The sequence below is a fragment of the Candidatus Jidaibacter acanthamoeba genome (assembly GCF_000815465.1).
Taxonomy (GTDB): Bacteria; Pseudomonadota; Alphaproteobacteria; order Rickettsiales; family Midichloriaceae; genus Jidaibacter; species Jidaibacter acanthamoebae.
On record NZ_JSWE01000184.1, the window covers coordinates 12,837 to 33,106 of the forward strand.

15 protein-coding genes are annotated in these 20,270 nt (G+C 35.2%); 4 read left to right on the forward strand and 11 right to left on the reverse strand.

The window, feature by feature from the left end:
* Positions 1-203 precede the first annotated feature (203 nt).
* Positions 204-962, forward strand: coding sequence for a type II secretion system protein (locus tag NF27_RS08605; RefSeq protein WP_152606890.1), 759 nt, complete (start codon positions 204-206; stop codon positions 960-962).
* A 123-nt stretch (positions 963-1,085) separates the two neighbouring features.
* On the opposite strand, the gene NF27_RS11395 is transcribed toward NF27_RS08605, so the two are convergent.
* The 7 genes from NF27_RS11395 to ftsY form a co-directional block, all read right to left on the reverse strand.
* Entirely contained in the window at positions 1,086-1,730 is a 645-nt protein-coding gene (locus NF27_RS11395) for an ankyrin repeat domain-containing protein (RefSeq protein WP_053332722.1), read from the reverse strand.
* Positions 1,731-1,858: 128 nt separating this feature from the next.
* Positions 1,859-2,746 carry a YihY/virulence factor BrkB family protein gene (locus NF27_RS08615; protein ID WP_053332723.1) on the reverse strand — a complete coding sequence of 296 codons (888 nt, stop codon included), beginning with the start codon at positions 2,744-2,746 and terminating at the stop codon, positions 1,859-1,861.
* A complete protein-coding gene (locus NF27_RS08620) occupies positions 2,736-3,623 on the reverse strand; it encodes a bifunctional 5,10-methylenetetrahydrofolate dehydrogenase/5,10-methenyltetrahydrofolate cyclohydrolase (protein ID WP_039458382.1) in 888 nt (295 codons plus the stop codon). Before NF27_RS08620 ends, NF27_RS08615 begins: the two co-directional genes overlap by 11 nt.
* Before the next feature lie 24 nt (positions 3,624-3,647).
* Positions 3,648-4,652: an NAD(P)/FAD-dependent oxidoreductase gene (locus NF27_RS08625; protein WP_039458383.1), complete on the reverse strand. Its 1,005-nt coding sequence runs from the start codon at positions 4,650-4,652 to the stop codon at positions 3,648-3,650.
* Positions 4,639-5,478, reverse strand: coding sequence for an alpha/beta hydrolase (locus tag NF27_RS08630; RefSeq protein WP_039458385.1), 840 nt, complete (start codon positions 5,476-5,478; stop codon positions 4,639-4,641). Before NF27_RS08630 ends, NF27_RS08625 begins: the two co-directional genes overlap by 14 nt.
* A 172-nt stretch (positions 5,479-5,650) precedes the next feature.
* Positions 5,651-7,339: a WH2 domain-containing protein gene (locus tag NF27_RS08635; protein WP_039458387.1), complete on the reverse strand. Its 1,689-nt coding sequence runs from the start codon at positions 7,337-7,339 to the stop codon at positions 5,651-5,653.
* Between the two features lie 217 nt (positions 7,340-7,556).
* A complete protein-coding gene (ftsY, locus tag NF27_RS08640) occupies positions 7,557-8,465 on the reverse strand; it encodes a signal recognition particle-docking protein FtsY (RefSeq protein ID WP_039458389.1) in 909 nt (302 codons plus the stop codon).
* 33 nt (positions 8,466-8,498) lie between these two features.
* On the opposite strand from ftsY, the gene NF27_RS11400 reads away from it, so the two are divergent.
* From NF27_RS11400 to NF27_RS08655, 3 genes are all read left to right on the forward strand, one after another.
* Positions 8,499-8,945: an NlpC/P60 family protein gene (locus tag NF27_RS11400; protein ID WP_053332724.1), complete on the forward strand. Its 447-nt coding sequence runs from the start codon at positions 8,499-8,501 to the stop codon at positions 8,943-8,945.
* A 6-nt stretch (positions 8,946-8,951) separates the two neighbouring features.
* Entirely contained in the window at positions 8,952-12,650 is a 3,699-nt protein-coding gene (locus tag NF27_RS08650; protein WP_039458391.1) for a baseplate multidomain protein megatron, read from the forward strand.
* A 158-nt stretch (positions 12,651-12,808) separates the two neighbouring features.
* Positions 12,809-13,333, forward strand: a complete 525-nt coding sequence (locus NF27_RS08655; RefSeq protein ID WP_152606891.1) for a hypothetical protein — start codon at positions 12,809-12,811, stop codon at positions 13,331-13,333.
* 401 nt (positions 13,334-13,734) lie between these two features.
* Here NF27_RS08655 and ftsZ read toward each other — a convergent pair whose 3' ends face one another.
* From ftsZ to NF27_RS11405, 4 genes are all read right to left on the reverse strand, one after another.
* Positions 13,735-15,129 carry a cell division protein FtsZ gene (ftsZ, locus tag NF27_RS08660; RefSeq protein ID WP_039458394.1) on the reverse strand — a complete coding sequence of 465 codons (1,395 nt, stop codon included), beginning with the start codon at positions 15,127-15,129 and terminating at the stop codon, positions 13,735-13,737.
* A 360-nt stretch (positions 15,130-15,489) separates the two neighbouring features.
* A complete protein-coding gene (locus NF27_RS08665; RefSeq protein ID WP_039458396.1) occupies positions 15,490-17,256 on the reverse strand; it encodes a hypothetical protein in 1,767 nt (588 codons plus the stop codon).
* Positions 17,256-19,529, reverse strand: a complete 2,274-nt coding sequence (locus tag NF27_RS08670; RefSeq protein WP_039458398.1) for a VirB4 family type IV secretion/conjugal transfer ATPase — start codon at positions 19,527-19,529, stop codon at positions 17,256-17,258. Before NF27_RS08670 ends, NF27_RS08665 begins: the two co-directional genes overlap by 1 nt.
* Before the next feature lie 128 nt (positions 19,530-19,657).
* Positions 19,658-20,215 carry a septal ring lytic transglycosylase RlpA family protein gene (locus NF27_RS11405; protein WP_239647839.1) on the reverse strand — a complete coding sequence of 186 codons (558 nt, stop codon included), beginning with the start codon at positions 20,213-20,215 and terminating at the stop codon, positions 19,658-19,660.
* Positions 20,216-20,270 lie beyond the last annotated feature (55 nt).

Genomic DNA, 20,270 nt, shown 5'->3' on the forward strand with positions numbered 1-20,270 from the left:
CTAGCATCATTTTTAAAATTTTTTAACAATAGAGCATTTTTAAATCCATTAGAAGGGTGGGGGAAATAAGATTATAAACCGGTAAGAAATATAGATTAAGTAATATTAGAGTGTTTTGCAGATAATTTGATATTTTGCTTGCAAAGTTATTATCTCTATATTTTAATTAAAGTATACTACTAGGAAATACTTTGGGAGAGGGTATGAAAGACGTTAATAAGAATTTATTAAATCAAAAAGGTTTTACGCTTGTAGAGCTTTCGATCGTGTTAGTTATTATAGGGTTTTTAATTGCGGGGGTATCTGCCGGTAATAATCTTATAAGACAGGCACAATTACGCTCAGTAATTACTGATTTTCAACAATATGCAACAACATATAATAACTTTTTAACTAAATACAGTAAAGTTCCGGGTGATATGGATACCGCATACTATCTTTGGAATACTAACTGCGCGGCATCTTCGGCGATTTGCGTCGGCAATAATAACGGAGTAATCAACTATGATAATGCTTCAACTACTAATAATGAAGTTAACAAAGCATGGAAACATTTGCAGCTGGCCGGTATGTTAAATGCTAATATTGTCGCTGTTACTGCAACTACAACTGCTATAGGAACAAATGCACCGGCTAGTAAGATAAGCGGCGGAGGATATATAATGGCCGGTAATATTACACCTTTTTCTTCAACAACTAATGCAGTGTTTTTAGGAGCACCGCTCGCATCTGATACATTGCTTACCGGTATACTTAACCCTGATAGTGCATGGAGTATTGATCAAAAAATGGATGATGGGGGAAGTGATGCAAGCGGAAATTTTGTCGGCGGGACTTCCGGAATTGTAAGATCTCTTGACGGAAGCGGTGCAGCAGTGGGTGCTTGTGTTGCATCGGCAACTGGGTATTATAATATGACAACTACCTCATCTGCATGCAGAATAGGTATGGCCTTAAATTAAGTTGATATTAAAATTATAAAAATTTGGCTCACTGTTTTTATTTAAGAATAGTGAGCTTTTTTATTGTAATCATATTATAAACACTTCTTACTATTAGTTCACGGTTACTTTAAAACTAATTTTTTAAAATTGTAAATTACGTAGTTTGATTTCATTTTCTCTGCCTATCATTTTTACCCAACCTTTATTATCGCCTTGGTGGATAGAATATGAAAAGTTTTTATTTTGGTGCAATATCGGAGCAATCATATTTACTTTAGATTCTTTTTTTATAAGTAGCTCTATAATAGCTGTCTTCTCATTCTCGATTGCAATATTTAATGCAGTTCTATTTGTGTTGTTTTCAATATTTATATCAGCGCCGTTTTTCATGAGTAATTCTACTACTTCAGCATTTATAGCCAGCATCAAAGCGGTGTTACCTTTTCTATTTTGCGCATTAACATATGCTCCTTTACTTAGGAGTAATTGCATACTGCTTATATCTCCGCTCTCAGCCGCAAAAATTAGAGGAGTATTACCACTGCTGTCTGTTGCATTAATATCAGCGCCTTTAATAATTAAAATATTCGCTATCTCAGCCATATTGAATTGAACCGTAAGCCTTAATGCCTTACTTTTTATATACTCAGAATATGTGGAGCCGTCCTGCTCTAAAAGTTGTTTGGCAGCTTCTTCATTAGCATCTTTAATAGCAGTGATTAAATCTTGTTGTGTATCGGCCGCATTAAAGTTATTTTGGGAGGTATATTCTATATTTTGTTTCATGGATATTAGAAAAAAATTATTTATGTAGTTAATACAGTTTGGTATTATAACATGAATATATTAATAAATATTGTAAAATAATGGAACTTTCGTTATACAGGTTTTTTATTTATTAAATTTAAAGAAAATTAAGCATTATCCTTCTTTCTGGTATAGAAGTTTACATTTAAACCGAATTGGGTTTCAACCTGATAATTGAATTCAGCCCCGAAAATGAATATTAAGCTACATATATAAAAATAGAGCAGGGCTATTATTACCCCTGCAATACTCCCGTAAATTATATTAATTGAAGGAAAATAACTCAAATATAATCTAAATAAGGCTGAAGATATTGCCCATCCTAAGAGCACGGCAATCGTGCCCGGGAATGTCAGGGTGAATTTCATCTTTCTGTTCGGTAAATAATAGTAAAGCCCTGAGACAAGTAGAAAGCCGAAGAAGATTAAAATCAGGTAGCGGAGCATATGTGTCGGTTTACCTATAAAATTAATTAGCGGGTTATCGTAAATTTCTACAAACATATATACATAATTCCATATCCAAGGCACGATTAACAAGGTAACCAGTAAAATAATAGTTATCATCATTAAGCCGGCAAATTCCAGAAAACTTATCAGACGTCTTTTTAAATAGGTGGCTGTTGTAGTTATCTTATAAGCTTTATTTAAAATAGTACGTAACCCCTCAAATATAGAAGAAGCAGTCCAGAGTGCACTTATAATCGCAATAGTAAGTAAACTTTGCGGTGGGCTGGAAGTGATTTCAATAATCCTCGGTTTTAAAGCTTCAATAAAATTAGCCCATGAGCTTTCAAGAATTAAATTAACTAATAGTTCAGATAAGTTCTGTTTGCCGAAAAACCCAACTAAAGCGACAAAAAATACAAGGGTTGGAAAAATAGTCAGCATCAGTAAAAATGCCATGTAACCCGCATGTTCAACGCCTTCGTGGTACACAGTGTCATATATTGCTTTATAAAAGCAACGCAAAAGTGTTTTTAATCTACTTTTCATTTCTTTCTTTCTCAAGAGATATCTTTTTTTGAGCACATGCAGCTTTAATTGTATTGCCGAGCATACAAGCAACAGTCATGGGACCTACTCCTCCTGGAACAGGAGTTAAATAGCCGGCGACTTGTTTTACATCATCAAAATCCACATCTCCGTAAAGTTTCCCCTCTCTTCTTACTATCCCAACATCAATAACACATGCCCCTTCTTTAACCCAGCTTGCCTTCAACATTCCGGGATTACCGGTTGCAGAAATTAAAATATCGGCTCGTTTGCACTCTTCTTCAATATTTTCAGACTTTGAATGTAAAACAGTTACCGTACAGTTTTCTTTAAGTAACATCATAGCCATCGGTCTACCGACAATCATGGATCTACCGATCACGGCAGCTTTTTTCCCCGATAAATCTTCCCCGAAAATGCGCTTTAAAAGGATCAGTACGCCTTTTGGTGTACACGGTTCAAGGCAATCCCGCCATGAGCTGAGTAACCCGATATTTTTGATTGTAAAACCATCTACATCTTTTTCAGAATCAATATAGTTGATTATTTCATGAGAATCTAAATGGCCGGGGAGGGGAAGTTGCAGTAAAATACCGTGTACGCGATGGTCATTGTTTAAATGCTCAATTTTTGCAATTAGTACTTTAGAAGAAATTTTCTCAGGCAGCGGATATTCAAAAATATTGATTCCGATTTCCTTTGCTCTTCTTAACTTATGATTTACATAAACTATGCTTGACTGGTCATCACCGACTAAAATTACTGCAAGGCCGGGAATAAGGTGATGTTTTTCCTTTAAATAATCCACATCAGCTTTAAGTCGTGCATAATATTCTTCTGCTATCTTTCTACCGTCAATAATTTGGCAATTAGCCATAAAATCATATTCTCTTAATATTTTTTATATTTTTGGTATGCCTTTAGTTGTGGAATATTCAAAATGTAAAGGCTTATTCGGATATACCACAGAATAGACTGAGTGGCAAGCCAACGCTGCTTCCGAGAAACCAGTTAGGATTAATTTCAATTTTCCTTTATAGGTGGCTACATCACCGACTGCATAGATATTCTCTAAGTTTGTAGTCATATTTACCGGATCAACCGCAATGTGTTTCTTATCAAAGTTTAACCCCCAATCGGCAATTGCTCCAAGCTCCATAGCAAGACCGAAAAAGGGTAAGAGTATATCCGCTTCAATAGTTCTTACATTATTATCTAAATCAATAACTTCAACTTCTTTCAGATAACCGCTCTCTCCGCGGATTGCACTTAACTGATAGGGGATTACAAATTCAATTTTACCTGTCTTGGATATTTCATGCATTTTGTTTATATTCTCAGGTAAAGCTCTGAATTTATCCCTTCTATGTACTACATAAACCTTTTTAGCAATACCCGAAAGGATGATTGTCCAATCAACGGCTGAATCACCGCCTCCGGCAACCACAACTACTTTATCTCTAAAGCCTTCCTTTTTATTTACCATATAGAAAACACTTTTACCCTCAAAGCTTTCTATACTTTCCAGCGGGGGTTTATTAGGTCCGAAGGCTCCGCCGCCTGCTGCAATTATTATTGCTGATACTTCAATCTCATTATTTTGAGAGGTTTTTAGCTGCCACTTATGATTTTCTCTTTTTATGCAGGTGACTGTGTTATTAAGCAGCAGGTGAGGATTAAAAGGTTTGGCTTGTCGGTAAAGATTTTCAACAAGCTCTGAGCCTGAAATATGCTCAAAACCAGGGATATCATAAATCGGTTTCTCAGGATATAGAGCAGCACACTGGCCGCCCATAAATTCCAATGAATCAATTATTATTGATTTTAAGCCAAGCATACCGGCTTGGAAGGCTGTAAAAAGCCCGACCGGGCCTGCACCTATTATTGCTATATCAGTCTTGATCAACTTTTACCTCAGTGTCTTTTTCTAAACTTTTAAAGAAGTTTCTCATTTCAGTAAACACTGTTTTTGAATCATAGTTAGTATGGTTTATACCCGGATAAATAATTAACTTTTTCGGCTCATTTACTTTTTCTATAATTTTTAATGAGTGAGTATGTGGAATAATCTCATCGTTATCACCATGAATAATAATTACCGGAACCTTAACTTTTGATATATTGTTAATGGTATCAAAGTTATCTTTGAGTAAATATTTAACCGGGATATAGAAATATATTTCACTTGCTCTATCTTGAATCGTTGTATAAGGAGTAATTAACAGCAAGCCTTTAAATTCATGCTTAGCAGCCATTTGAGTGGCGATCCCCGTTCCCAAAGATTCTCCTATAACAATAACTTTTTTAAGGTCATAGCCTTCTTTTTTTATAAATTCAATAGTTGCTTCCGCATCATTAAGGATTCCTTCTTCGGTCGGAAAGCCTTCACTTTTCCCGAATCCCCTCCAGGCAGGAATAATAAATCCGTAACCCATTGCATTTAATTCTTTCAATTTATCTATTCTTTGCGGTATATGCCCGGAATTACCATGGTAAAATATTACCATTTCTTTACCCATATCCGGTTTTTTATACCATGCTTGAATTTTAACCCCGTCTTTGGTAGTTAAAAATATTTCTTCGGTGGTCGGCATGTTATAACTTTCCAAGCCGATTATTTCCTGCTCGGGATGATATAATAACGTCCTTTGATTTAAGTAAATATAACCTAAGACCCCTAGATAAAGCACCATGCAAGCTATAATAATACGAAATATATTTTTCTTGGTCATCACTAACTCTTAAAATTGAAATTCGAGCAATGTTAACAAGTTTTAAAAGCCTGCTCAAGAGAAAGTATATAAACTTTGTTTAGTTAATATAAAAATATCGATAACTCTCATAAAAAAGCTTAGAAATAGGGGGAGATTAATAGTATATAAATTAGCAATTTAATTTTTTGTTTTAACGTGAAAGCGGCTTATCATCTTGTCTTTCATTGTTTTTTATAGTTGTTTTAAAGCTATTTACCGGATTCTTACTAACTTTATCTTCTATTTTTACTTTTGGATAGATTAAATCAATTATATTTTCTATCAACTTATAAAAATGTTGTAATATTGAGAAGCTACCGGGAAAGTTTTCCGGCTGTAAGTGGTTAGATTCTTGCGAAGATTTTTGCGTATTCTTAACATAACCTATGTTATCTTTATTTACCGGTGAATGCACTTTATGGCTGATTTTTGTTTTATTTGATACAGTACCTAAGCTTTCCGCTAATTTTCTATCCTGCTTTTCCTGGAGGTTACGTGCTAGGTATTCATCTTTTTCTTCGGAATCTAATCTTTTAGCAAGTTTTTTATCTTCTTTTTTCTGAAGTGTTAAAGCCAGTTCATAATCTGATTCTTCTTGTTGGAGCTTCTTAGCAAGCTTAATATCTTTATGTTCTTGTTTACTTCTCTTTTGTTGTTCGGTTAAATGTGTATTCTTTTCGTTTTTAGAAGTTGTCTTAGTAGAAGCTATAGATTCTCCTTTATATTGTTGCTTCCCGTCTTTATCAATCATCTCGCTTAGCTTTCTATTACCGATATTGCTCAGCAATCTATTCATTGCACTTAGATCATTTATATTAAGCTTTTCAATATGCTTCTTTATTTCCGATACTATATCAGATTTTTCTCTATCCGCCTCACGTCTGTCAGCGATCATATTATTTACAACTTTTGATACTTTCCCAAGCTCATGAATTTGTGCTTGCTTTGCATCTATAATTTCTTTATTCACTCCTTTCTTCTTAGCAAAAGAAATTTCTTTCATCAATTGCACTGAAAGATCAGTAATTTTAATTTTAATATCTTTGAGCTCTTTTGTAGTTTTCAATTTTAGTTTGAGTTCTGCGGTTCTTTCCCTAAGTTCCAATATGTCTTCATAAGGATTTTTCATTGAGCCTAATTTTTGAGAAATGGATAACTCAGATTCCTTATCAGGTTTTTGAGGTTTGTTGGTTACTTGGTGGGATGCTTTTCTTAACTTTTCTTTATTAAAACCTTGAATTGCTGATAATAATGCAGAACGATCTTCACTTTCAGGTGCATCTTTGGCGTTTCCAGTTTCTGTTATCACCATTTTGGAGATTGCTTTACCTTGGTCAAACATTGATTTTAAGGCTTGGGCATCTTCTAATGTGATATCGTCAAGTTTTCTAGAAATATTATCTTTCAATGTATTCTGCTCAATAATTATACTGTTTTCAATTTTAAATTGAGCAATCTTTTTATCTATATATAATTTTCTTGCCTGGAGGTTTTCTTTGAACTTATTGTATTCCAGTTCTTTTTGAGGGGTGAGCTTGCCGCTTTTATTTAAATGGTTAAGAGTATTAGTTATAAATAGAAGATCTTCTTGCAATGTATTTTTTAACTTTTCTAGAGGTCGTGTATTATTTTGGCATTCTTTGTAGGCATCATCGATCTCTTTCTGAAAAACTTCTTTTTCTACTATCTCCAGTTTTTTGCTTTTAACAGCAACTTTCCCAAGAGATGCTTTTTTTTCACTAAAAGTTTTTTCCGTTTCTTTAATCTCTACTTCTTTGCTTCTTTCAGAGGTTTTATTTAACTTCCCTTTTTTAGCATTTAATTCTTCTAATAATCCCATTATTGCCTTCCATTTTGAATTGCTTATATAAATGTAAAGTAAATATGTTAATATTTAGTTAATATTATTTGTATTTTTATTGTTTTTATAGGAGAAGACTTCCATAAATGCAAAATTATAGCTTATACTATATAAAGAAAGTATATTTTAATTAAATAAATAAATTTTAAATATTACTTTTAAATTAAAGAAATAATATTTTTAAGGTAAATAAGACCTATTCTAAGCCGAATAAGCTTTTACTAAATGCTTTAGCATCAAATTGATCTAAGTCCTCAATTTTCTCTCCTACTCCGATTAAATGAACGGGAGTAGAAAATTTTTGAGCGATTGCAACCAATATTCCGGCTTTAGCAGTGCCGTCCAATTTAGTAACTATAAGCCCGGTAATATTTACTATTTCTTTAAATATCTCAACTTGAGAGATGGCATTCTGCCCGACGCATGCATCCAGAACAAGCAATGTGTCATGCGGAGCTTCAGGGTTTAATTTTTTAATAACTTTAATAATTTTAGCGAGTTCTTCCATGAGATTTTTTTTATTTTGCAGACGTCCCGCAGTATCTATTAATAAAACATCGATTTGTTCGGTTGTTGCTTTTTCTAAAGCTTTATATGCAACACTTGCAGGGTCTGCTCCCGGTTCTCCTTGAATTAGTTCGCACCCTGCGCGTTCAGCCCAAACTTTAAGTTGAAGATCAGCGGCCGCGCGGAAGGTATCACAAGCTGCAAGTAAAACCGTTTTACCTTCATTTTTCAGCTTATTGGCAATTTTGCCGATAGTAGTAGTTTTACCGCTGCCATTTACTCCGCATACTAATATAACTTGCGGTTTACATGTAAATTTCAGCTCTTTAGCAAAGGGAGAAACTATATTTGCTATTTTATCCGCAAGATAAGTTTTAACTTCTTCTTCAGTAATATCTTTTTGAAATTTATCTTTTTTTAAACTTTGGATAAGACTGCTTGCGACTTTTACCCCCATGTCCGACATGATTAAGAGTTCTTCAAGCTCTTCTAAAGTCCGGTCATCAAGTTTTTTAGTCGTGAATATACTAGTTATGCTTGATGTTATATTGCCTGAGGTTTTGCTTAGGCCTTTTTTAATTCTTTCTAACCAACTCATATCAACCAACTAATTTTTTTTGAAAATATAACCATGATAACAATAAATGCAAGAATAGTAGCTGAAGCTCGCAGCTTTTTAAACACTCCCTTTCATCTGCAAGGAAGAAAAAAAGGGATAGGAGTGGATTGTATAGGCCTTATTATAGGTGTTGCGGAATCTCTTACTATTTATTCTAAGCAAGGCGGGTTAATTAAAGATTATGATATTTTAAACTATTCTATATTTGATGGAACGCAATATTTAAAAAAGAAGTTAACACAACACTTAGAAGAAACTAATTTTCTCAATTTAGGCAATATTGTTTTATTTCAAGGTTTGCCGAATTCATACCATTTAGGAATTATTGCGGATTATAGCACAGAAAATTTTTCGCTGATTCATGCTTGCATTAGTAGAAGTAAGGTGGTTGAGCATAGGTTAACCGATGAGCTTAAAAACAAAATTATAAAAATTTATCAATTTGTAAACAGGGGGTAATTAAATATGGCTTCAATTATTTTAAGTAGTGTCGGAAGCATTGCAGGTGCAAGCTTAGGAAGTATGGCAGGCATCGGAAGTGCACTCGGGGCAAGTATCGGACAACTGGCCGGAAGTTTTGCCGGTTCATTTATTGATCAAAACCTATTTGGAAGTAAGCAGAATATTAATACTTACGGTAAGCGACTTTCCGATTTAGCAGTGCAAAGCTCAGTATACGGTGAAATGATTAATATACTTTTTGGTAGTGCACTTATTGCAGGAAATATTATATGGGCAACCGATATCAAGGAAGCTTCTCATATTAGGCGCCAGACCGGCGGCGGTAAGGGGATGAAAATCAAGCAAACCCATACTGATTACAGTTACAGTATTTCACTTGCAATTGCATTATGTGAAGGAACAATTTCTTCAATTAATAAGGTGATAGCCGATGGAAGAGTGTTAGACCCCACTCTTTATAATATGAGGGTTTATCGGGGAGATGAAGCCCAACTTCCAGATCCCTTGATAGAAAGTATACAGGGAATAGGAAAAACTCCAGCTTATCGAGGGATTGCTTATGTAGTATTTGAAAATTTAGAGCTTGCAGAATTCGGTAACCGTATTCCTAATTTCAATTTTGAAGTAAGAAAGGAAATCAGCTCTAGTGGTGAAGTAGAGAGAGTAGAGGATTTAATTGAATCGATTATTATTATCCCGGGTTGCGGGGAGTTTGTTTATGATACGAATACGCAGCAAAAACTGGATGTGGATTATTATGATGGAGGTTGGATTCAAAGGGGAATGCGACAATCAATTAACCGAAATAACTTATCGGGTAAGGCCGATGCCGTGCTCGCGCTGGATCAGTTGAAAGAAACACTGCCTAATGTTAAATGGGTTGCTCCCGTAGTTTCATGGTTTGCCTCTTCGCTAGATATAAATAATGCAATTATTGAACCGAGAGTCGAATATAAAGCTAATGTGCTGACTACTCCTTCAGTGTGGAAAGTCGCCGGATTTACTCGTGAAACAGCTCGGCTTATTACTCAGAAAGAAAGACGTCCGATTTACGGCGGTACTACTAATGATGAAAGCATATCACGCTACTTGGATGAAATGAAATCGAGAGGATTTAAAGTAATGTTCTACCCTATGGTCTTTGTGGATCAAGAGGATAAGCCGTGGCGAGGACATATATCGGGTGAAGCCAAAGATGTTAAAAGCTTTTTTAATAAAAAACGGGGTTATAATGAATTCATTTTGCATTATGCTCGCCTGGTTAAAGGTAAAGTTGATGCTTTTATCATCGGCTCGGAGTTGAAAAATTTAACCTCTGTAAAAACTAAAGATAATAACTTTCCGACTGTTGAGGAGCTAATAAATTTAGCAGCTAAAGTAAAAGTTATTTTAGGGGAGGAGGTTAAAGTCAGTTATGCTGCCGATTGGAGTGAATATCACCATTCTGATGAGGGATGGCACCATCTCGATGATTTATGGGCATCACCTCATATTGATTTCATCGGAATTGATGCATATTTCCCGCTTAGTAATGAAAAGCACAGTGTATATGATGTTGAGAAATTAATGAAGGGATGGGAATCGGGAGAAGGTTATGATTTTTATTATTTGGATTCGGCTAAAAAAGAAGGTAAAGCGGGTTTATCACCCGAATGGGCATGGAAAAATATAAAGTATTGGTGGGAAAATGAGCATCATAATCCGAACGGCAAAAAGACTTCCTGGGTGCCAAAATCTAAAAAAATTTGGTTTACCGAATATGGATTCCCCTCGATAACTTGCGCTTCAAATCAGCCAAACGTATTTTATGATCCGTCTACCTCGGAATCAAATGTGCCGATTCATTCCGATGCAAGTATAGACCTTTTTGCTCAGCGTGCCGCAATTGAGGCCACTGAGAAGAAATGGCGAAATTCCGATATGATTGAAAATAAATTTTTATGGACTTGGGATGCAAGGCCTTATCCCTATTGGCCTAATTTAAATGATGTTTGGGCTGATGGTGCCTGCTGGGTTAGAGGGCACTGGGTACAAGGTAAATTAGGTATCTCGACTCTTGCGCAAGTGATCATGGAACTGCTGCAAAGGACTGCATTAAAGCAATCCGATATTGATCTCTCTAAACTTAATCACCCGATTGAGGGATTTTGTATTACATCACCAAGCAATCTAAGAAATATGATCAAAATACTCCAACAAGCTTACTTCTTTGATATTGTTGAGCAGAACCGGCGCCTTACTTTTATGCCGCGGATACATAAAGAAATATGTAAAATTAATTCGGATGACTTAGTTGCTACTAAAGTCTCAAGAGATAATATTGAAACAATTCATATAAAAAGAGTGCAGGAAATGGAGCTTCCTCAATTCATTAATATTAATTTCTTCAATTCTTACCGTGATTTCCAGGTTTCTACCGTTCATGCACAAAGATATCACACCTCAAGTCAAGAGCAACTAACCATTAACTTGCCGATTGTTATGACTGAGCATATCGCCCGAAGAATTGCTGATATAGCGTTGTTCGGTTCATGGCTTGAGCAGATGCAATATACTTTTACCCTATCACTTAAGTATGCATTTCTTAAACCCGGAAATTTAGTTGAAATTGAGGTTAACAATGAAAAGCATTTAATTAGAATTACTAATACATGTTTCGGTAAAAACCGTGTTTTAAAAGTTGAAGGGGTAGCCGAAAATCTTGATTTATATGATACTAGACCGGATATGGATATCAGCGGTATAAATTCCGTCGATAATAGAATTGCAGAAACTTACCTGGAAATTTTAGATATACCATTACTGGGAGAAGAAAAAACTAATCAGACGGGTAGGGTACTATTTGCAGCTTGCCCACTGAGCAGCAATTGGAGCGGCTGCACCGTATATTTAAATTTTAATACACAAGAATATAAAGAAATTTGCCGAGTAAAAAGAGCTGCGACTATGGGAGCAATATTAAACACTTTAAATAATGCGGCAATTCCGGGAGTTATTGATCTTGAAAGTTCAGTGACGGTAAATATCATAAGCGGTAGCTTAAAAAGCATAAGCTTTGATGAGTTAATTAACTACGGTAATTTAGCTGTGATAAATAATGAAATTATCCAATTTCAAAATGCTGAGCTTCTGAGTGAGAATCAATATAAACTAAGTAAGTTTCTAAGAGGAAGATTTGGTACCGAAAAAGAGATCGGTAACCATAATAGCGGGGATAGGTTTATACTTTTAGATGAAAGTTTAGAATATGTTGAAATACCTAACCAATATATCGGTAAAACAGCTCTTTATAAAGCAATAAGCTTTGGTGAACTTGAAAATAAGGAAGTCGAGCTTAAGGAAATAACATATCAGGCTACTTGTTTAAAGCCTTACAGCCCATGTTATCTTCATGTTGTAAAAGAAGCAGATAACTTAAAAACACTGAAATGGCTACGAAGAACAAGAGGAGATGGAGAATTGAGGGATAATGTTGATGTTGTGCTTAATGAAGATAAAGAAGAATATTTAGTGAGAGTAACTAATAATGAAGTTATAAAAGAGATAATTACCCATATTCCTGAGTTAAAAATAGACTTGGAAATTATAAAGATATTAAAAGAGAAAGGAGCTATGATTAAGATTTCACAACTTTCTCAAAAGGTAGGGGAAGGAAATGAAGTTTCGGTACCATCTGAACTTATAAGGCGGCTTACTTTGTAATACTAGTTTTTTTATCATACCATCCATAAATTAAGCATAAAAATTCTCGGAAAGTATACCATTTATTTTTAAAAAAGAGTATATTCGGAAAGGATTTATTAATCAGTTTCAGTTTCAAAATAATTTTTTAATTAATTTATTTAACCGGAGTATAGCTTATGAGGAAAAATTTTATGATGCCGATCTTTCCGGAAAAAGAATATTGTGATTTACCCTGTGAGCAGGGTACTTTCTCCCAAGCGTTGTGTGAGAAATATAATGTATTAAAGACTCTAAATAATCAAATAGACGCTCAATTAGAAAAGAAGGTTGAAGGAGCATTTAACATCTTAAAGATAACAAGTTTACTCAATAAACTATATGATAAAACATTTAATTATAACAAATCCGATTTTGCTATATGTACTAATATTGTTTCAAAATGTTATAAGGAAAACAGTAAAGCAGAAAACTTCGAGCAGAACTTTAGCAGCTGTGTTGAGGAAAATATAGAATATGTTTTATTTAGGGAAGATTTTAAAACTTATCTGAACGAAGGGCATTGTACTGATAATCTTTCCTATTGTCTAGCTGATAACTTATATGAAATAAACTTAGGTTTCAGTAACATACACGCTATGCTAAGCAATATGGGCAGTTCCTTATGTTATAATTTTATAAATAATGATGAAATTATAAGTTAATCTTTTTGTAAAAGTAACTTTTTTAAAAAGAATTTATATTATTTAAATATATTATCTGTTCATGTAGTTGATGGCCAATCTGTTTATGGGGGGATATAGTAAATTAAGTTGAATACCTTACACATTTATTTGAATAAGCTAATAGTAGCGCGCACCCCCGCCCCCTTTAGAGAGGCAGGGCTCATAAAAATTATTTAATAATTTTTATGTATATTATTTTTTTACAACCAATAGGCTAAGAATTTGTTCTCAGATTTATAGCTTAATTTATTCTAAACAACAGATATGTAATTAATTGGTATCAATTCATACTCGGCTATTTTAAGTCTTTTAAAAAAAACATTGTTCCGTAATTTTTAAGAGTTTTATAATAGCCGGTTAAATCATTTTATGTTTGAAAGTTATTGATTACCTTTTCTTCTTAAGAATGCAGGAATATCAAACAAGTCCTCTTTTGAAGGCTGTTTCTGAGATTTATCGTCATTAGAGGTGTTTTTATGTGCAAAGCTTGAAGTAACTTTACTGAATAAACTGAAAGGCTTAGCTTCTTTGGTTTTATCAGTTAAAGCTTCAGCGGCCGGTTGTTGAGTATGCTCAAAAGATGTATTGTCTTCCGAGTCTTCTTCCTGATCATTAACCAAGTTTTGAAACTCATACTCTTCAGGTTCAGCCGGTTTTGGTGCTATAAAAGCATTGCTCACCTGTTGCTGCTCTTCACTTTCGGTTACCGAGTCGTTAGCATAAGTAGTTGTATCAATTGCTTGAGGCCTGGTTATAATATTTTCAGGCTTTTGGTAGCTTACATCAGGTTTAGTACGTTTGATGAAATGTTCGGAATCAATGCCGGTTGCAACCACCGATACCCTGATTTTCCCTTCTAAATCCGCATTGAAAGCAGAACCGAAAATAATATTCGCTTCGCCGTCAACTTCTTCTCCAATTCTCTTAGCCGCTTCATCAACTTCAAATAAACTCATATCCGTACCTCCTGTGATGTTGATCAGCACGCCTTTAGCACCTTTCATGGACGAATTATCAAGGAGCGGATTAGAGATAGCATTTTCAGCTGCCTTAATCGCGCGATTTTCACCGTCAGCTTCACCGGTGCCCATCATTGCTTTACCCATTTCACTCATAACGGTTCTAATATCCGCAAAGTCCAGGTTAATAAGTCCCGGCATGGTGATTAAGTCGGTTATACCTCTTACTCCCGAATGCAGAACATTATCTGCCATTTTAAAAGCATCAGCAAAAGTTGTCTTTTCATTAGCGATTCTAAATAAATTTTGGTTCGGGATCACAATTAATGTATCCACATATTTTTGCATTTCTTCTAAACCGAGTTCGGCAACTTTCATCCGGCGCATTCCTTCAAAATGAAACGGCTTGGTAACAACACCTACAGTTAAGATATTTTTTTCTTTTGCAGCCTTAGCGATGACGGGAGCTGCACCTGTTCCGGTTCCGCCTCCCATACCTGCGGTGATAAACACCATATTCAAATTTTCCATCGCGGAAAGAAGTTCGCTCATTGATTCTTCCGCCGCTCCTTTACCGACCTCAGGATGAGAACCGGCTCCTAATCCTTTTGTCGAAGTTGCTCCCAACTGAATTCTGTTACTGGTAAGTGCGTGATCTAATGCTTGTGCATCAGTATTTGCCGCCCAAAAATCCACCCCTTCAAGGTTCGACGTAATCATGTTATTGACTGCGTTATTACCTGCTCCACCAACACCGAATACTCCGATTTTTACTATCATATCCATGTTGCTTGGAAGACTAATACTTAATGCCATAAATTATAACTCTAAATTTTAGATAAAATATTCTCAATTAATAGTAGCATTAAAGGTGATAATTACAACCCCTATTGTTATAAATGCAACACATAATTTAAAGTTTAAATAAGTGCTCCATCTGCTTGTTTTATGAGCCGTAAAGTTGTTGTTACCTCTCTGTTAGCCCGCATGCGACTTTTGTATATAACCATTTATTATTTAATTATTATTAAATATTTAAGGATTTAAAACTCAAAACGACACTTTATTATAATTTTAACTACTAATCAATCATAAAATTTTAATCGTTCTACTTGTTACCCGATAAAATCAGATCTTATAACCATAATATTTTCTACGATTATAGAGCTAGAAGAATTAAGGAGTTATTATATCAACGCATACCATATCTTTTGCGTTAATAAAATTCCAATCTGACTTCCCGACTAAACTGTCACTTTCGACTAAACACATCTTATCAGGCTTATTAGCATCAACAGCGCCATCATAAATTCCAGGGCACACTGAAAATTCAGCAGTATAATCAGGCTCAAGCATAGCACCTTTCGGATTTTTACATGCCGTAATAGGCGGAACTAAACAGTTAGAAGATTCCACTCCTCCGGCACAGCATAGATTTCTGATTCTTTTTCCTGAAGGGACAGTATATGAAGGATACATATCGGAACCTGTGTATCCGTCTTCTCCCGGGATTACACTATAAGCACCGCAACCGTCCGTACTTGCTCTTATAGCAGGAGTTATAATTTTTACTTTGCGATATGTACCGTTAGCATTAAATTGCGGAATGAATGCAGCAAATTGTACACCGTAAACTTTTGCCGAAACGTCTTGTGCAAGTATAGTTGTGGTTTGGCCATTAGAAGCGGTAAGAATATTTTCATAATATTCTTTAAGCGGAGGGGAATCTTTTTCTTGATTGCCGAAGGTCGGAGATAGCGCAAGCTTAGCATAATTCAAGGTTCCATTAGCCGGCGTTGCGGTTAAACTACCCGCAGCATCAAGCTTATAGGCTATTTTATCACTACCGTAGGCTGCGGCCGAGCCGTCGACATCAATATAAATGATTTCTCCGCTATTAGTTAACTTAACAAAATAATATTTTAGAGCGGGATATTGTGTAGATTTGCCGCTAACCGTGCCGTTAGTGGTAGTATATTCACTGACAATTCCGTAGTTTGATTGACGAGGAGTCGGTCTTGGTACGCATCCTAAATAAACTTCGTTAGCACAGGAATTTTCCTGACAAACACACACCTGCGAAGGATTATCAGATGGAACTTGCGCACAATAACTTATTTTATTTTCCGAGCCCGGGATTTGGCTGCAAGTTTTTAAATTGTCGTAATTTGTAGTATCACCAGGAAACTTATATCTAAGTAGTAGTGTACGTTCAATACTTCCGGCACCGGTAATTTCATTTAAGCGAATCACCGGTTGATCGAATTTACTGCCTAAACTTATGTACCCCAAAACTCTATTGCCGTTTACATCAAGTGAATCCTCAAGCCCGATCGTGTCATCAACCATCGGTTCCATTCCGGGTGCGATTGTGTCATTAAATGTTGGGGGCCCAGGATAAACAGGTCCGTCAACACATCCTATTAAGGAATAATCCCAACTGAAAGTAGGAGAGCACGTGCCCCCGACATCAGACATACAGTAATAACCGCAAATTTTTGTGCGATTTGTATCATTTCTTCCGCTATGGTGATAACCTGCGCCCGGTGCATATGAATACACTGCAACCGTATGACAAAATAATTGTCTTGCATTAGAGCTTAAGCCAAAGTTTTCACTAAGCCGATTATAAAAATCGCTTTCATGAAATGTTGCGCTACGAATATTAGTATCCCAAAGTACGCATTCGCCGAAAAATTGAAACCAGCACCATTGATGGTAAATTTTATATACGGGGCTAAACGCATCAGTATTAACTCTTGCTATTTTCAGGCGCTCATTAGTGGTGGGGAACCCGCCTTTACATACTTCCCTTCTCCCCATGGTATCCGGCTCCCTTGTCCAATCTGCGCATGAGCCGCTCTCCGAGTAAGCAGAAGATAAACGTATATCAATAAAAATAATAGAAAACGATAAGAAAAATATATATAAAAAAGAACGCATTATTTAAGTACCTCTAATATTTCAGGTAGATCCGCAAGATTAAGCACGCCGACAATTGAATATTCACCCTGCTTTAGTACAAACATTCTGCGCTCAACACTATAAGCTTTGATTTGAGTTAATTCAAATTCATTTAGGCTGAAAGAATGCTTAAATTTTTTATCGGCAAACTTATTTGAGGTGAAAATTTGGGTAGCAAACTTATCTAAACAATTTCGCAAACAGTCATTATCTAATATTCTATCAGTCGTATCGGTTGAAAAAAAGGCAATCGCATTTTTACTTGTCAGTTCATCAAGCCAGGAAGAAAAGAGCGGAGAAAACACATTGCTGAAGAATAAGTCATAACATTTATTAAATGCAATAATAGTCGGTCTGCCGTCGAGAAGTGAAGGTATCTTAAGCAGTAATAATACTAAGAAAGCCTCCTGAATCGGTTTAGACTTGGAAAGCTCAGTTATATCAATACTTAGAATATCCTCCAAAGTGAATAGATCCAAGAAATCTTCATCAAAAAAGTTTGAGTAAATTTCACTATTGAAATAACTGTTAAAACTGGATTTTATTGCTTCATCTTCTGATTTTTCAATTATACCGCTAAGTAGGGTATAAGGATCTTCATTCTCATTACCTTCAAATAAGCTTTTAGCAAGGGCGGCAAAAAAAGTTTGGTATTGTGCATTATCACTGGCACGGGGATAAATTAAATTAGTTAGGAAATTACTGAACAGTTCTAATTTTCCTTTAAAAAGTTCTTTATCAAAAAGCTTTATTTTAATCGGGGAGAAATCATCCGGATTTGGTTTAACATATAATCCGCCTATCTCCTCGATAAATTTTTCGGAATTGCCTTCGGCGTCGATAAAAATAATTCGCGGGTTTAATTTAGTGCTTTGGGTAAGAAAGAACTTCATAAGCACATTTTTTCCGCTGTGTTCATTGCCGATAATTAATGTGTTTCCGTTGTTATGATTATGAAAATTGAAATAATATGGGTTCCCGTCATTGTTTCTAAACAGGGAAATAGCAGGCCCCCATTTACTGCCGCTATAGCAGCCTATATTTTTATGATGTATCGAGGTGAGTGCACCGATTAAATTAGTCGCCGTATAGTTAATTCTATCTATAAATCTAAAATTACCCGGCAGCTGTGACCAAAAACATTTGGCCATTTTAAAATCTTCTCTTACCGCAACCAGTCCGATATTTTGCAGTACTTCAACGGTTTTGTTTAATTTATCCTGGAAAAAACTCTCATCATCACTGTATACTAATAGGGTAACCTGATGAGCGCAGTAATCATTATTATTGCCCTTATCTTCATTTAGAATCTCGGCTAAGTCATTCTCTTGAGCTATATCTTGTGCTTTGGCAGCCTCTAAATGAGACATCATTTTTTTATGGTCCTTTAGTGCGGTATTTGATGATACAAAGCACAGAGATTCTGAAATTATGAACTGCATGCCAAGCTGAAGCAGCTTGTCATATGCGCTAACCGAGATATTTTGCGGTTGTTTTAAACTAAATACCGCGCAATATCTTTTAAAATCAGTGCCCTCTATTACCACGGTGTTAAATTTATATTTAATTTTAATATTTGCTAAGTACTCAGATAAATCTTTAATCGGTACATGAGCTCTCGTTTGGGTTAATTGTACAAGGTTGTTATATAAAGAAAGAGGCTCGGATATATATCCTTCGTCTTCGGTTTTTTGCATAGTGAGCTTGGTTGAGCCGAATCTTTTTAGGTCATCAACCATATTATTGGTGATGTCGTGCAACTCTTCACATGCGGTATTTAAGTGATTGTAATGTTGGTTTTTAATTAGTGGAAAAAACAAAGTTTTCGGGTCGAAGGTACCGGTTTGAATGTTTTGTCTGATAATGGTTACATATAACGTGTTAACCAACTGTTTATCCCAATTGTTTTTTTTAGCCCACCTTTGGTTTAGTTCTTCAGCAAAGCCAAAAGGCATTTCACCCGGAGGAACCATATTTTCTCGATTTCTAAGCACATGTATATGAACTGCATACTTATATTCGGTAACATGTTTTTTTATTACTTTTCTAAGTTGGTCACGCAAATTTACTTTTTGAAATTCGCTATCATTTGTTTCCAGCCCGGAAATTTTAATTATTTGCAGTAATTCCCCATTCTTGGTAAGTAGTGTTTCTTTGTCATAATGGCAGGCAATCGGAATAAATTCCGCTATCTTATCCTCAATAAAATATTTTTCATCTTCTATAAAAATGGATCTGTCTCTAAAAAACACTTTAATCTAATTACCAAATTTTCTATCTTACAATAGATTAAAATGAATATTCTATAGGTCAACAGTATTTTACAAAAAGAATAGATGTAAAAGATAAAAGGAGTCAACTATACCTATAATCTGCTTGTCTACTGATGAGCCTTAATAACTTTCCGCCATTTATTAGCCGAAAATTTTTCAATCTCTCTATGCAACCTTTTTTTTCTGTTAGGAGATATAGCATTGCTTAAGTCCATGGTTTCGTTATGTAGGTATTCTACTTTAACTTTAGCCAACCCTTTCTTGCTGAAACCCAGTACTTCCGCCGCCATTCTTGAAAGATCAATAACGCGAGCTCCTATATAAGGCCCTCTGTCATTGATAATAACTTTTGCCGATTTACTATTCTCAAGGTTAGTGACCTTAACTATGCTGTTTAGAGGTAGATACTTGTGAGCCGCCGTCATTAAATCAGGGTTAAAGATCTCTCCGCTTGCAGTCGGCCTTCCGCCGAATTCACGGCCGTACCATGAAGCAATCCCGGTTTCGGTAAAAGATAATCCGACCACGGGTTTTGCAATTTTTTTCTTTTTATCTATTGATATAATTTGCATTTCTTTCTCAAATAACACCTCATTGTTATTTGCTGTTGCAGCTTGTGAGAATAAGATAAATAAAACAGTAAAAAGCCGAAGAATAATATTCATGCTTACCATAATAAATTTATTTATAAAGCGCTGGATTATACCCTATTTTTCTTTA